The 15,148-nt window shown below is 42.1% G+C and carries 15 protein-coding genes; 9 read left to right on the top strand and 6 right to left on the bottom strand.

From position 1 onward, the window contains the following. The first annotated feature begins 8 nt into the window (after positions 1-8). On the top strand, positions 9-866 hold the full coding sequence (locus AC4CUX_RS04805) for an energy transducer TonB (protein ID WP_178904409.1): 858 nt from the start codon (positions 9-11) through the stop codon (positions 864-866). Between the two features lie 287 nt (positions 867-1,153). Then, complete coding sequence (locus AC4CUX_RS04800) at positions 1,154-3,301, top strand: TonB-dependent siderophore receptor (protein WP_490792221.1); 2,148 nt, start codon at positions 1,154-1,156, stop codon at positions 3,299-3,301. 170 nt (positions 3,302-3,471) lie between these two features. Here AC4CUX_RS04800 and AC4CUX_RS04795 read toward each other — a convergent pair whose 3' ends face one another. From AC4CUX_RS04795 to miaB, 4 genes are all read right to left on the bottom strand, one after another. Further along, entirely contained in the window at positions 3,472-3,882 is a 411-nt protein-coding gene (locus tag AC4CUX_RS04795; RefSeq protein ID WP_178904411.1) for a hypothetical protein, read from the bottom strand. A gap of 101 nt (positions 3,883-3,983) precedes the next feature. Further along, complete coding sequence (ybeY, locus tag AC4CUX_RS04790) at positions 3,984-4,463, bottom strand: rRNA maturation RNase YbeY (RefSeq protein WP_178928602.1); 480 nt, start codon at positions 4,461-4,463, stop codon at positions 3,984-3,986. Positions 4,464-4,520: 57 nt separating this feature from the next. Further along, positions 4,521-5,597, bottom strand: coding sequence for a PhoH family protein (locus AC4CUX_RS04785; RefSeq protein ID WP_490792220.1), 1,077 nt, complete (start codon positions 5,595-5,597; stop codon positions 4,521-4,523). Between the two features lie 38 nt (positions 5,598-5,635). Beyond that, positions 5,636-7,093: a tRNA (N6-isopentenyl adenosine(37)-C2)-methylthiotransferase MiaB gene (miaB, locus tag AC4CUX_RS04780; protein ID WP_078389866.1), complete on the bottom strand. Its 1,458-nt coding sequence runs from the start codon at positions 7,091-7,093 to the stop codon at positions 5,636-5,638. Positions 7,094-7,402: 309 nt separating this feature from the next. Here miaB and AC4CUX_RS04775 point away from each other — a divergent pair, with 309 nt between their 5' ends. The 5 genes from AC4CUX_RS04775 (at position 7,403) to AC4CUX_RS04755 (ending at position 12,004) form a co-directional block, all read left to right on the top strand. Beyond that, positions 7,403-9,370: a lytic transglycosylase domain-containing protein gene (locus AC4CUX_RS04775; RefSeq protein WP_490792219.1), complete on the top strand. Its 1,968-nt coding sequence runs from the start codon at positions 7,403-7,405 to the stop codon at positions 9,368-9,370. 18 nt (positions 9,371-9,388) lie between these two features. Further along, entirely contained in the window at positions 9,389-10,051 is a 663-nt protein-coding gene (locus tag AC4CUX_RS04770; protein ID WP_125280235.1) for a ribonuclease T2 family protein, read from the top strand. Positions 10,052-10,220: 169 nt separating this feature from the next. After that, entirely contained in the window at positions 10,221-11,207 is a 987-nt protein-coding gene (locus AC4CUX_RS04765; RefSeq protein ID WP_010327565.1) for a malate dehydrogenase, read from the top strand. A 173-nt stretch (positions 11,208-11,380) separates the two neighbouring features. Further along, a complete protein-coding gene (locus tag AC4CUX_RS04760) occupies positions 11,381-11,641 on the top strand; it encodes a DUF2789 family protein (RefSeq protein WP_004691222.1) in 261 nt (86 codons plus the stop codon). Positions 11,642-11,746: 105 nt separating this feature from the next. Further along, positions 11,747-12,004, top strand: coding sequence for a DUF2789 family protein (locus AC4CUX_RS04755; protein ID WP_004691219.1), 258 nt, complete (start codon positions 11,747-11,749; stop codon positions 12,002-12,004). 85 nt (positions 12,005-12,089) lie between these two features. On the opposite strand, the gene AC4CUX_RS04750 is transcribed toward AC4CUX_RS04755, so the two are convergent. Further along, complete coding sequence (locus tag AC4CUX_RS04750; RefSeq protein WP_010327564.1) at positions 12,090-12,617, bottom strand: hypothetical protein; 528 nt, start codon at positions 12,615-12,617, stop codon at positions 12,090-12,092. A 72-nt stretch (positions 12,618-12,689) separates the two neighbouring features. After that, positions 12,690-13,292 carry a 2OG-Fe(II) oxygenase gene (locus AC4CUX_RS04745; RefSeq protein WP_010327563.1) on the bottom strand — a complete coding sequence of 201 codons (603 nt, stop codon included), beginning with the start codon at positions 13,290-13,292 and terminating at the stop codon, positions 12,690-12,692. Positions 13,293-13,407: 115 nt separating this feature from the next. On the opposite strand from AC4CUX_RS04745, the gene AC4CUX_RS04740 reads away from it, so the two are divergent. Next, positions 13,408-14,265: a 23S rRNA (adenine(2030)-N(6))-methyltransferase RlmJ gene (locus tag AC4CUX_RS04740; RefSeq protein ID WP_004691214.1), complete on the top strand. Its 858-nt coding sequence runs from the start codon at positions 13,408-13,410 to the stop codon at positions 14,263-14,265. Between the two features lie 43 nt (positions 14,266-14,308). After that, entirely contained in the window at positions 14,309-15,139 is an 831-nt protein-coding gene (pssA, locus tag AC4CUX_RS04735) for a CDP-diacylglycerol--serine O-phosphatidyltransferase (RefSeq protein WP_178928603.1), read from the top strand. The last annotated feature ends 9 nt before the right edge of the window (positions 15,140-15,148 follow it).

Below are 15,148 nucleotides of genomic sequence, written 5' to 3'. Positions count from 1 at the left end.
TAAATGTAATGCCTTTGGCTCATGATTGGTGGAAAGACCCAATTTTTACAGCGACTGTTGTGTTGGCGGTGTTTTTGCATCTCGTGATTTTGACTTTGCAATTTGCGATGCCTCAAGAAAATGATACGGCTGTGAAAGAAATTGCGGTTACTTTGCGTCCTTCTGATCAAAAAATTGAAAATGCAGATTTTTTAGCACAAGCCGATCAACAAGGTTCAGGGACCTTTCGTGAGTCACATCGCATGTCGAGTGACATGCCCGCACCGATGCTTGAGCAAAGTACAGGTGAACAGCAGCGTGAAACTTTAGAACAAATCCAACAAAAACGTGAGCTGAACTTTGAAGAAAAACTGTTGATGACGACTTTAAGTTGGCAAAAACAAGCTGAGGATAACCAGCGCAAAAAAGCCATGGAAGAAATGAACAGTCAGTTTCAAGCCAAAGCAGCAATGGTGGCCAGCCTTGAAGCGCAATATTTGCAACGTCAACAAAACTTTAGCCGTCAGCAAAAAATTAAAACAGTCGATGGTATTCAAGCCAAGCAAGATATTTCGGCCGCCTATCTTGAAAAGTTCCGTCAGAAAGTGGAATTTTATGGCAACCGTTACTATCCAGAAGCGGCTAAACAACAACGACTGGCGGGTGAAGTACGTTTAATGGTGATTCTAAATGCATCAGGAGGTATCCGCGCCATTCGTCTGATTGATAGTTCAGGCCATGAGATGCTCGATGAGGCTGCAAAAGCCTCAGTACGTAAGGCTGCACCATTCGGTGGATTTGATGTCAAAATGAAGGATATTTCTGAGTTACGCATTGTGCGTACATGGCGTTTTGACCCAGCAGAGGCAGAGTTTGAAGTGCACTGAGCTGTGCACTTCTTTACGTAAAATTATTATAATTAATTTAAATTTAATAAAATTTTAAAAAACAATATGTTATTTATTTGTTTTGACTTTTAATTATTTTAAACTATAAAAAACAACAAATTAGGTTTACTTCTTAAAACTTGAATTGATAATAAAAATAATTATCATTTGCAGTGTATTTTTGTTAAATATTTTAAGCATTGAGACATCTTTCTTTATAGCGAAGCGATGGGGTGAGAGCGTGCATGCCTTTAAATATTCGATCCCTGTTATAAGGACATAGTTTTATGTACAACTCTCCAACATTGAATCGCTTCAAAGTTAGCCCACTGATGTTGGCTATGGCAGCAGCAACGGTATTTCTCCCGACGTTGGTATCTGCAGCATCTACAGTAGGCAATGAAAGCACCCAGCTTGAAACCATCACTGTTCAGGCTGAGGAAGAGAATCCAGCCGTAACAGAAGGAACAAAGAGTTATACGGCTAAGAGTGCCAGTACTTCGACCAAATTAAATTTGTCGCTTCGTGAAGCACCGCAGTCGGTTAAAGTTTTAACCCGCGAGTATTTAGATGATGCAAATATTAATTCTTTCCAAGATATGTTGAACAGCGTGACAGGAGTCACTACCAATCGCTGGGATGAACGTCAATATCCGACAGCACGTGGTTTTGATGTGGATTATTACTTATTTGATGGTGTACCGAGTTCGTCTGAGCTGGACATTGCAAGTGATCCTGATCTGAGTATGTATGACCGTGTGGAATTGGTGAAAGGCGCAAACGGTTTAATGACGGGCGCGGGTAATCCTTCGATTGCGATTAACATGGTGCGTAAACATGCCAATGCAAAAGAACTCACAGGTACATTAAGCTCATCTTATGGTTCGTGGAATGCATGGAACAGCATGGCAGATATTTCTGCACCCTTAAATACTGATGGTAGTGTACGTGGGCGAGTCGTGGTTAAACATGAAAGTACAGATGCTTTCGCAGATTTGTATGAAAAAGAGAATAACTTATTTTATAGCGTGATCGATGCAGATTTAACAGACAACACTTATTTGTCAGTGGGTGCAAGTTATCAGGAGCTTGATCGTTCAGGTATTAAATGGGGTGGTTTACCTGCATTTTATAATGATGGCTCGCTAACAGATTTTGATCGTGATTTAACAGTGACCAGCGATTGGACCTATTGGAATACCAATACAACTACAGCATTTGCCCAATTTAAGCAGAAGTTATTTAATGATATTACGTTGAACGTAAATTATGATTACCGCGAAATTGATGCAGAGACAGCATTATTATATCTGTGGTCCGACTCTGTAGATAAAGCAACCAATAGTAGTGGCGGGTTATATCCATACACCGATACTTCAAAGACTACGCAAAATAATGCAGATGTTTATATTTCAGCACCTTTCACTTTAGGTGGACTACAGCAAGAGGTTGTTGCTGGATTTATGTATAACCAAAGTGAGCTGACTGATCGTTATTATGGGTCACCAACTTTAGATAATGGGACGATTGATTTTGATGATTTTACGCCATCAAAAATTATTGGATCCATTAATAATAATGTCGCAAATCCATCTAATAAAACCACGCAAACAGGGGCTTATCTAGCAGGTAAGTTCACTTTGTTAGAGCCTTTAAAGTTAGTAACAGGTGTACGTGTATCTAACTGGGAGTATGAAAGTGCTGATGGTAAAGGCAATCGTAAATTTGATAATAAAGTGACACCATACGCAGGGTTGATTTACGACTTTTTGGAAGATTACTCATGGTATGCCAGCTATACAGGTATTTTTAAACCAGAAGATAAGCAGAGTGCGGATGGTCAATATCTTGACCCACGTGAAGGTAAAAGCTATGAAACGGGCTTGAAGGGAGAGTTTTTTGACAAACAACTTAATGCATCAATGTCGGTATTTTTAACCCAGCAAGATAATGTGGCTGAGAAAATTGGATCAATTAAGATTGGCGATGAATTCAAAGATGTCTATAGCAGTACAGATAGTGTAGAGAGTAAAGGGTTTGAAATAGAACTAGATGGTAAAATTACCAATAACTGGGACATGAGTTTTGGTATCGCTCATTTTAATGCCGAAGATGCGAATAGCAAAAAAGTACAAACGACTGCTGCGAGAACTTCAGCCAATCTATTTACCAAATATACACTCGATAAATGGAGTTTAGGTGGTGGCTTAAACTATAAGAGCGAGGCATATAAAGATGAGGCTGCGGGGCGCATTACGCAAGATGCCTATGTGTTGGCGAATTTAATGGCGGCTTATCAGGTTGATCAAAATATTAAACTTCAACTGAATGTGAACAATTTGTTTGATGAGAAATATTACGAAGGCTTAGGTAAAAATAGTATGGTATATGGTGCACCACGTAATGCAACGCTCACTTTCCGCTATCAATTCTAAAAATCTTGAGAAATAAAAAATGGCTTATTAATAGCCGTTTTTTATTGGAAATGTGGATAAGTCTAAGCTTATTCACATGCTGTCTTGACTTGAGTAAGCATGTTCTCATTTTCAGACTTAAATGGCCGTATATTGGTTTTAAGTTGTTATGCTATTTGGGTTCGCTCAGTTTATTGGGTTGCGCGGACATAGGCTCCGTCTTGACGTCCACCGATCCAAGTCACAGTTAAATGAGACTCTTCCACATCTAGGCGGCTAGGAAAGATTTCTAAATGCTTGCTATATTTTGGCAGTGCCTTTAAACCAATGCAGTTGCCATTTTTCCACCATGTCCCCTCAGCATATTGGTCTAAAGAGCCGACAGCTAAGTACCATTTAAATTTACCGTTGGGTTCTAGTAAAAGCTCGGAACCGACCTCCATAACGCCGTTTAAATAATAATGTCCAGCCCACACCTGAGCTACGTCTTGAAATTTCACTTCCTGACAAGATGTTTGATTTTGATCATTGCTCTTGGCATAAAGTGGCGTGGTGCAGGATAGGGCGATAATGCAGAGTAGTTTTGAAATTGGTGTATGCATTTTTATTATCTCTTCATCTATTTTTTCATCTTGCATTATTTTTAGCATAAATAAACCCGACACATCGAGATGTATCGGGTGAGTTGTTTCAAATCTAATAATTACTGTTCTAAATAAGGGTTTTCAAAACTGAGTTTAGCCAAAATTTCAATTTCGATACCTTCCATTTCTTCAGCATCTGCTTCTGATGTTTCATGGTCATAGCCCATGAGGTGCAAAGTGCCATGTACCAACATATGGGTGAAATGCGTCAGTGGCGCTTTATTTTGTTCTTTCGCTTCTAACAGCACCACAGGAATGCAAATGACCAAATCGCCAATAGGAAATGAGTCAAGAATTTGTGCCATTTCATCGGGTAAGTCGCTCGGGAAAGACAACACATTGGTTGATTTATCTTTGCCGCGATATTCCAAATTCAGTTTATGACTTTCATCATGGTCGACACAAGCAATGCCAATTTCACAGTTACTCTGCGTGCCAATATGACGTAAAACAGTTTCTACAACTTTTTTGATATAGCCACGTTTCAAGACCAACTCAGGTGCTTGAAAGTCCTGTTGTAGAGAAAGACTCAGTTTCAAAATAGATCCTTAAATAATGATATCTGCGGGCATTTTAAAATGCCCGCAGACTTTAACTTAATGCTGAGCATCGGCAGCGGCATCATTTTCAGCCACTAAGGCCTCTTGACGCGCTTTGCGTTCAGCACGCGCTTCAGCCGTTAAGCGATGTTGTTCTGCATCCCATCCCTCATAAGCTTCAACAATTTTTTGTACTAATTGGTGGCGTACCACATCACGAGAGTGGAAGCGAGTAATATGAATTTCTTTGATCTTATCGATAATACGTAAAGCATGCGCCAGACCAGATTGCTGGCCACGTGGTAAGTCGACCTGTGTGATATCGCCTGTAATCACCGCACGAGAACCAAAGCCTAAACGTGTGAGGAACATTTTCATTTGTTCAGGCGTGGTGTTTTGTGCTTCGTCTAAAATCACGAAAGAGTGGTTTAAAGTTCGACCACGCATATACGCCAGTGGTGCGACTTCAATCACCTGACGTTCAATCAGTTTTGCTACCTTTTCAAAACCCAACATTTCATACAAGGCATCGTAGAGTGGGCGCAAATAGGGGTCGATTTTTTGGCTTAAATCACCCGGCAGAAAACCAAGTTTTTCACCTGCTTCAACGGCAGGGCGAACCAATAAAATCCGTTGAATTTCATTACGTTCTAGCATGTCAACTGCGGCTGCAACGGCGAGATAGGTTTTACCTGTACCCGCAGGTCCAATACCAAAAGAAATATCACTTTGTAGAATACGCTGCACATAACGCTTTTGGTTGGCACCGCGTGGATTGATACGACCTTTACGGGTTTGAAGCCACACTTCATCTAAACCAGTGTGCTCTTGCCCGTCGAGGTCTTCTTGCAATTCACGGTCAGTCTGACTGCCTTGAATCATGAGGTGTAAGGTATCGGCACTGATTTGTGCCGTATTTTCTACTTCTTCATGCAGGCGATGGAGCAGACCTTCGGCTCTCTCAACTGCATCCATTTCACCATCGACATAAAATGCATCACCTCGATGGGAAATAGTGACATCTAAACGCTGTTCGATTTGTTTCAAATGACCGTTATAAGCACCGAGCATGCTCTTTAAACGTTCTATTGAAACCCCAGGAAAAGTTACTGTACGTCGAATCGCTGCAGTCAAGAGAATTCCTTTAAGTAGTCAGAATCTATTCCCTTACATTACGCCACGTCAGGCTCAAGATTCAAGAGTTCACCATAAACAAAATTCAAAGTTTTAATCTCGGTCACTTCGATTTCGGCGAAACGTCCGATCCATGCTGCATCACCAATAAAACTCACATAACGAGTGTTATCCGCCGTACCAATCAGTAAGTTTGAATCTTTGTCTGAAACTTTCTCGACCAAAACACGTTGAATGGTGCCGAGCATGGCATCGGTCTTGTCAATACTCGAGCGTTTGATCCATTTTTGAACTTTACTGAGACGCTCTTTTTTTACCTCTTCAGAGGTAGTGTCTTCAAGGTCAGACGCAGGTGTGCCTGGACGTTTTGAATAGACAAAACTGTAGGAATGGTCGAAGTCCATATCTTTGATGAATTGATAGGTTTCTTCAAAGTGCGCATCGGTTTCACCCGGGAAGCCAATGATAAAGTCACTGGATAAATGCATATCTGGACGAACTTTGCGTAATTTGGCAATTTTGTCGATATACACATCAATGGTGTGGTTACGCTTCATGGCTTGCAATACATCGTTTGAGCCGCTTTGCACGGGCAAATGTAGATGCGACACCATTTGCGGTAGGTCACGGTAACATTCAATCAAGTCATCATTAAACTCAAGTGGATGTGAGGTGGTGTAGCGTAAACGCCCAATACCAGGAATTTCTGCAACCAGACGCAATAAGTCTGCAAAAGTACAGATATTGCCTTCAAACGTTTCACCACGGTAACCATTGACGTTTTGACCCAATAAAGAAATCTCACGGACACCTTTTTCGGCTAAAGTGGCAATTTCAGCTAAAACATCATCCAGCGGGCGAGAAACTTCTTCACCACGGGTGTAGGGCACCACACAGAATGAACAATATTTTGAACAACCTTCCATAATTGAAACAAAAGCCTTGTAACCTTCTACACGCGGTTCAGGTAAAAAGTCGAATTTTTCAATGTCTGGGAAAGAAATATCCACCAATTTGATTTTTTCTTTCTTGGGTTTTTCGATTTGATCAAAGTGCTGATCCAGCATTTGTGGCAAACGGTGCAAGGTCTGTGGGCCGAAAATCATGTCGACATAGTTGGCACGTTTTTGAATGTTGTCACCTTCTTGAGAGGCCACACAACCACCGACACCAATGATCAGGTCTGGATTTTTGTCTTTCAGCTTGCGCCAGCGACCCAATTCAGAGAACACTTTTTCTTGGGCTTTTTCACGAATCGAGCAGGTATTCATCAGTAGAATATCGGCTTCTTTCGGATCTTGGGTCAGCACATAACCGTGCGAGTCGCCAAGTAAGTCTGCCATACGGTGACTGTCATACTCATTCATCTGACACCCTTGCGTTTCGATATACAGTTTTTTAACTGATCCATCGATGGCTGGGGTGTGCTGTGGCTGGGTAACAGTGTTTTCTGAGGCAGCTTGGGCACCATTTGGAATGAAGGTTTGAACCGTCATGTAGGCTCCTAAGGGGGATAAATCTAGGTTTTTGTGTCTGATCGGTATCTGTGGCGGCGAAAGCAGAGCTTGGCTGGCGACAAAAAGGGGCGATCAAACACCATGTGAAATCTACGAAAGGCGCATATTTTAGCAGGAAATCTGAATAAACTTATAGCTTTAAATCTGAAGCTAAAAAGATTGATTTGTGAAGCGAAAATGCAGGAAAATTAATATTGTCTAATCATAAGGTTACATAAGAGAACAATAGAGCCTGTTATGAGTTATTAAACTAATGAAAATGATGAGACGAGACTAGGCAATCCAAAGATGACTGAAGGCAAACCCATGTTAAAACGATTACAGAATAAATATTATCAAGTGTTTGCGTTGGGTGTGGCTGCCTTAGGTCTATCTGCAGCGACATATGCCGCAGATGAACAGTTTAATAATGCCTTGCGTGCAGCAAATGCTGGCAATGTTGGTTTATTACAACAATATCAAAGTAGTATGCAGGGTGATGTGCTGGGCTATTATCCTGAATATTGGGTACTTAACAGTAATTTGGCGTTGCAACCTGCGGCGAACATTGTCGGATTTGCACAACGCTATCCGCAATCTGCCATGGCTGAGAAGTTAGCAGCAGATTACATTGAAGAAAAAGTCAAAATGGCCGACTTTGCTTCCGCGCAGCCAGTATTGGCCTATGTGTCCAATGCAGATCGCGCAGAAAGCTGTGCTATGGCGCAAGTCCGGGCCAAGTCAGGCGATCCTTTGGTTTTTGCCGAATATAAAGATGTTTGGCTCACGACCAATTCACAGCCTGAGTCTTGTGCAGGGCTGGGGCGCATGATGTTGTCTAGTCCACTGATGACGGAACAAGACAAACAACAACGTCTATGGTCACAGCTACGTGCAGGGCAGTCAGGTCAAGCGATTGCAACCGCACAAACCATTGGCATGAATCTGTCTTTGGCCCAGCTGAATAGCATTCAAGCCGATCCACTGAACTATCTCTGGTCCGCACCGAAAGCGTCGGCGGCAGATCAAGCGTATTTAATTTATGCCATTGGCCGTTTAGCCGACAGTGATCTAAATACTGCACTGGCGTCGGTCAAGCGTGCTGCAGAAGGAACACCTGAGTCGGTGCAAAAAGCGTTGTATCGCGCTGTGGGGTATATCGGTGGCACAACCGTTATGAAAAACAATTTTAATGTGGAAGTGTTGCAAGCCTTCGATCGGAGCTATGGTTTAGCACTGAGTGAAGAAGAAGCTGAAATCTATGCACGCCAAGCCATTCGTTTCGGCGCATGGGAGAGTGTCATTCGTGCCATTGATGGCATGAGTGTGACGCAAAAACAAGAAGACCGCTGGCAATATTGGTTAGCCCGTGCTTCAGAACAGCGTGGTGATGCAAAGTCAAAAACACTGGCGCGCGAGATCTTCAAAAAATTGTCAGTAGGTGACGATTATCATAACTTATTGGCAAAAGATCGTATTGGTCAAGGTTATCAAACGATTCCAGCCAATACCCAACCGAGCAATGCGGATGCGCAGCGTTTGAGTCAAGATATTCACTTTAGCCGCGCTTTTGCACTGCGCAACGTCAATGCGCCAGACAATTATGTCAACCGTGAATGGAATTGGGCGGTTCGACAAGCTTATTTAAAACAAGATGATGGCTTAATTTTGGCTGCTGCCAAACGTGCAACAGAAATGGGATGGTATGACCGCGCGATCTATGCAGCTGATCGAACCGTCAAGCAACATAACTACAGTTATCGTTATGCCATGCCGCATCAAAGCTATGTGGTCAGTCATAGTCGCAATGCAGGCATAGATCCTGCATGGGCGTATGGGTTAATGCGACAAGAAAGCCGATTTGTTACCCATGCTCGCTCGCATGTGGGGGCAGGTGGTTTGATGCAGATCATGCCAGATACGGCAAAACTGGTCGCTAGACAAATGGGTGAAACCTATAATCCTGCTGCACTGAGTGATATGAATACCAATGTTCGTTATGGCACATTTTACTTGTCCATGATTCAAAGCCAATTAAGCAACAGTCCTGTACTTGCCACCGCAGGTTATAACGCAGGGCCAAATCGTGCGCGTCGTTGGCAGCCTGAAAATCAGCCGATTGCGGCGGATCAATACACAGAAAGTATTCCTCTGACTGAAACTCGTGATTACGTCAAGCATGTCATGAGTAATGCGACCCATTATGGTGTGCTGCTTGGACAGGGCCCACAGTCAATCACCCAGCGCATGCAAAATATTCCTTTTAGAAGTCAATAATAAAGGCCTAGGCATTTTATGGTTTTGATGTCATCCCAATCAGTCTTAACGCAAAAGCTTCTGCTATTGATCAGCAGCGGTATTGTTATGGGATTTTTTGCGACATCAGCCCATGCAACACCGACCGTGTTTGGCTATGTGATGGAAGTTCAAATGACACCCGCCGTGTGTTTGTTCGATAATCAAGGCTCAAAGAAACGGAAATGTTTGGAAGGCTATTCGCTCAACATCACTGGATTGTATCCTGAAACCACGACACGAGAGTGTCAGACCAATTCCTCAGCAGTGCTGTCACCACTTCAGGCCAAAGTGGTGGCGAGAGTCATGCCCGATGAGCATGCACGTCGCCAGTTGTGGGCAGAAATTGGGGGATGTGTGCCGATGAGTGCCAGTCAATATTTCCGTAACGTGATTAATTATGCAGAACGTTTAAAAATTCCCGCAGATTTGACTTCATCTGAAAATAAAACTGCGCAACTGCATAGCTTACGTGGGCAGTTCCAACGTCTAAATCCTGGACTGCCTGCAAGCGGGCTACGTTTTAGCTGCCGTACTCACCGTCAAACCAATATTTTGACCGAAGTCAAAGTTTGTTATAAACCCAATGGTCAGTACAAAGGCTGTGCAGAGAATATACAAGAAAACTGCCCAAATTCTTTTGCGATCAAGGGTTCTTACTAATCTCTTTCCCTAAATTAATTTATATTTCCTATCATACTTTTGTTGGAATTCATTCTCTTTTACATGCATCTGCCAAAGTATTGGAGTACAATCTTTGCCGTTTATGATTATTAAGATTAGATAGAACAGCTATTTAATCATATAACGTTCCTCAAATGGAGATAAGTACATGAAGCAACCTGTTCGCGTTGCCGTTACTGGCGCTGCTGGTCAAATCGGTTATAGCCTATTATTCCGTATCGCTAGTGGCGAAATGTTAGGTAAAGACCAACCAGTTATTCTGCAATTGTTAGAAGTTCCTTTTGAGAAAGCTCAAGCTGCGCTTAAAGGCGTAATGATGGAATTAGACGACTGTGCTTTCCCATTATTGGCTGGCATGATCGGTACTGATGATCCAAAAGTTGCATTTAAAGATGCTGACTACGCGTTATTGGTTGGTTCACGTCCACGTGGTCCTGGTATGGAACGTGCTGACTTATTGAAAGTGAACGGTGAAATCTTCATCGGTCAAGGTCAAGCACTAAACGAAGTTGCTAGCCGTGACGTTAAAGTACTTGTTGTAGGTAACCCTGCAAATACAAATGCTTACATCGCAATGAAATCTGCTCCAGATCTTCCAGCGAAAAACTTCACAGCAATGCTACGTCTTGACCACAACCGTGCGTTGACTCAAATTGCTCAAAAAGCGGGTGTTGCTGTAGCAGACATCAAAAACATGACTGTTTGGGGTAACCACTCTCCAACGATGTATGCTGACTACCGTTTTGCAACTGCAAATGGCGAAAGCTTAAAAGACAAAATCAACGATGCTGACTGGAACGCGAATGTATTCCTTCCAACTGTTGGTAAACGTGGTGCTGCGATTATCGAAGCGCGTGGTTTGTCTTCAGCTGCTTCAGCTGCGAACGCTGCTATCGACCATATGCGCGATTGGGCGCTTGGCACAAATGGCGAATGGGTAACGATGGGTATTCCTTCTGACGGTTCTTATGGTATTCCTGAAGGCGTAATGTATGGTGTTCCTGTAACTTGCGAAAATGGCGAATACACACGTGTTGAAGGCCTAGAAATCGATGCGTTCAGCCGTGAGCGTATGGACAAAACTCTTCAAGAACTTGAAGAAGAGCGCGCAGCAATTGCTGACATGCTTAAATAATTAAAAACTGATCTGTTAAAGATCTGTTTTGAAAAAGCACTCCATTTGGGGTGCTTTTTTATATGGGGTATTTATTGAACAAAAAATAACATGCTGTGATGTAGATACAACTGAGCATAGATGGCCAAAGGTTTATTCTAAAAGGGCATGATCAGAGCTTGAGGAGAACAATGATGTTTGACCAACAACCGACTTTAGAACTTTTATTTGAACAATTGGGGCTTGATGCGAGTGCGGAAGCAATCGATCAGTTTATTGAAACACACCAACTTACTTCAGACGTTCCATTGCATAAAGCACCCTTTTGGTCAAAAGCACAGCATGACTTCATTATCAGTAATTGGAAAAAAGATGATGAATGGGCAATGGTGGTCGACCTGTTAAATGAACAATTGCATACAGAACATACGCTTTCAGGATCGTGTCATTTATAATCACAAATTGAAACAACAAACCTAGTTTTATCACTAGGTTTTTTTAGAAAATACATATAAGTTAATTCAATAATAATTGACAATTGTATTGATAAGGAGGCCGAGATGCTCAGTCAACATAAACCATCCTTAGAGCTTTTATTTTCGCAACTGGGACTCGCCAATAGTGCGGCTGCCATCGAGTTATATATTCGTACGCATCAACTTCCTGCTCATCAGTCTTTACACGATGCACCGTTTTGGAATTCCGCTCAACGTGCGCTATTAATCAGTCATTTGGTTCAAGATGATGATTGGGCGATTATGGTTGATGAACTTAATCAACAGCTACATCTCGATGCTTATAAACTTCAAACTGCCTAAATTGATTTTATGCCATTGTCATTTGAATAGTAGAATTGACCCATAAGAAAACGCCTGATTTCAGGCGTTTTTTTATTTGTACATTTTAGTGCAATTTACTTTGCATCAGCTTGATAAACCAATCTTCTTGATGAAGGTCAACAAAAGCGGCATGTTCACGTAGTAAAACGAAATCAAACTCGGTACTTTTCGCATATTTGCCAAGCCAGTGTCGTGCCAATGCCAACTCTTTTCGACTGACCGAGGCATAGGCCAAAAACAGGTAAATATCGCCCTGACCATAGCTGGTCAATGGTTTTAAAATTTGCTGTGTAATCAAAGCAAAGCGATCTTCTTTGGTGATTTCAAAGTACAGCATATAAGCCTTGGCAAGGTGCAAAGACAAATTGAGGTACAAAGACAGAGGCATTTCCTCAAACTCAATTCGACCTTGCTCAAGTAATACCACCGCTTCTTGTAAAAAGTGGACTTGCTCTTGGCGTAGTTGGCTCAGGGTGACCAACTGTAAGCGCAAATCAGCACGCTCAAGGGCTAATTCAGGGCTATTGCCTTGTAGGTAGAGTTGATCTGTTTCACCAATACGCTGAATAATTTGTTGACTGCTGGCACGCATCGGTTACATCCTCATCAATTGATGTTCAGTATATGAGGATACTTCTTACAATTTAAAGTCTTTTTGCTTGAATCACAGGATTGTACTGTCACTCCGTAACCATCCAGTAATCGATAAACGCTGATGTTTAGCTTCTAAGACCTCATGCAGTAAGTCACTTTGAAACAATGCAATACGATTCGGTTTGGGTTGTAGTACATGCCAAATGTCATTTTTATCTTGCAGATGAAGTTCACCGCCCCAATCGTCTTGCCAGTCTTCGTGTAAATAATAAACCGTAGAAATCATGCGGCCATTTTTACCTTGAGGATTATCACGGTGTAGGGCATAAAACTCGCCAGCGTTATAGCAAGCAAAATGCGCTTCGACGTCTCGAATACCGAGATAAAAAGCACGATTTAGTTCCTGACCCAAACTAAAAAGGGCTTGAACATGTTGATTGGAAATAACGAGCTCGGGATTTAGCCATAAAATGTGATCACTACGGATCTTGCTGATGACACCGTTTTGAATAGCAGCTTCACGAAAGCGGTTTAAGTTCGAAGTACATTCTTCAATGAGTTGATGTACATAGTCATTAGAGTAGGCGTCATCAATGATGGCAAAACCATGTTGATCTAAATCATCTAGGATTTGATCAACATTCCAAGACTTTGGGAGAAGAACTGCTTCCATTACATTAACCTAAAAAAGACAAAGAAAAGCCACGGTTATTCTAGTGTATGAAAGCAATCTGAACGAAACTATTTTTCATGCTAAAATACTCATTGATTTTAGGAATGATAGAAACATGAATTACCGTCACCACTTCCATGCAGGTAACTTTGCAGATGTCATGAAGCATGTCCTTTTGCTTCAGATTTTGACTCGCCTCAATCAAAAAGATAAACCGTATCGTTATATTGATACGCATGGCGGTGCTGGTAAATATGATTTATCGACTTCAGAAGCACAAAAGTCGGGTGAGTTTTTAAATGGTATTCACCGTTTAGTAAAACTTGATGACTCGATTAAGCGTAATGCGCCTGAAGGTGTTCAGCAGTATTTAAAAATTGTTGAAAAAATGCGTGAAGGTTCAGGCAAAGGTGCTTATCCAGGTTCGCCATGGTTTGCATTGGAAGGCATGCGCGAAATCGATAAAGCCACTATTTTTGAAATGCAACGTGATGTATTCCAACAGTTGTATTACAACGTTCGTGACAAACGCGCGGGCTTACATGAGCGCGATGCGTATGAAGGGCTATTTGGCGTTATTCCACCCAAAGAAAAACGCGGTTTGGTGATGATTGATCCACCTTACGAAGTGGAGCGTAAAGATTTCCCTCAATTGGTTGATCTCATAGCGACTGCATATAAAAAATGGCCAACGGGTGTGTTTGCAATTTGGTATCCAATCAAAGACCGCGCCATGATTGACCGTTTTGAAAAGAAAATGATTAAAACCGGTATTCGCCGTCAGTTGATCTGTGAAGTATGTGTTTGGCCAGATGATACCCCAGTGGGCTTAAATGGTTGTGGTCTGTTGGTGATTAACCCACCTTGGAAGTTTTCTGAAGATGCAGATGAAGCGCTACAATGGTTATTCCCGCATTTGCGTATGAGTGAAAATGGTGGTCATGCTGCTGTTCGTTGGTTAGTTGGCGAATAAAGATAGACTATAAGAGAAAAGGCTACATTAGGATCGACAGAGAATGACAAATATAAATAAACCTGAAAGCGAATCTTCACCCCGCAGTACGCCTACTTTTGATGGGATTACTTTTGAGGTAGAAGAAGAAGAGCACACACAGGAAGGTCAAAAGGTAAAACGTCGAGGTATTTATTTGTGGCCGAACCTGATTACAACTGCAGCGTTGTTGTCAGGCTTTTATTCCATCATTGCCAGTATGAATGGCAACTTCCAGCAAGCGATTTATGCCATTTTCTTGGCAGCGTTGTTGGATGGCTTGGACGGTCGCGTTGCACGAGCAATTGGTGCACAGAGCGCTTTTGGTGAGCAGTATGATTCTTTATCGGATCTATTAGCATTCGGTGTTGCACCCGCTATTTTGATGTATAGCTGGAGTTTGGATTCGCTCGGTCGTATAGGTTTGGCGTGTTGCTTTGTCTACACCGCCTGTGCTGCGTTCCGTCTAGCTCGTTTTAATGTGCAAATCGGTGTGGTCGATAAGCGTTACTTTATTGGTGTAGCTAGTCCACTTGCTGCGATTATTATTATTTCATTGGTTTGGGTCGGACTCGATTTCCCCGAAATTTTTGATATTCGTGAGCGGGGGATTCAAGCCATCAGCGCAGCAGTGATTGTGTCTGTCGGACTCCTCATGATTTCGAATATTAAATATTATTCATTTAAAACGGTAGATCGTAAGCGAGTACCATTTTTTGTCCTTCCTATTGCGGTCTTTATTTTTGCTGCAATGACTTACAATATCCCTGTGGGTATTTTAGCTATTTCTTTGATTTATGCACTATCTGGCTTTGTTACTACGTTTTTAGCACGACGTCAGCACAGCCCATCATGAGTTAATGAT

It is taken from the genome of Acinetobacter sp. 231_lipA, assembly GCF_058243005.1.
Note: the sequence above shows the minus strand (reverse complement) of the source record. Positions and strands in the feature narration are given on the sequence as shown.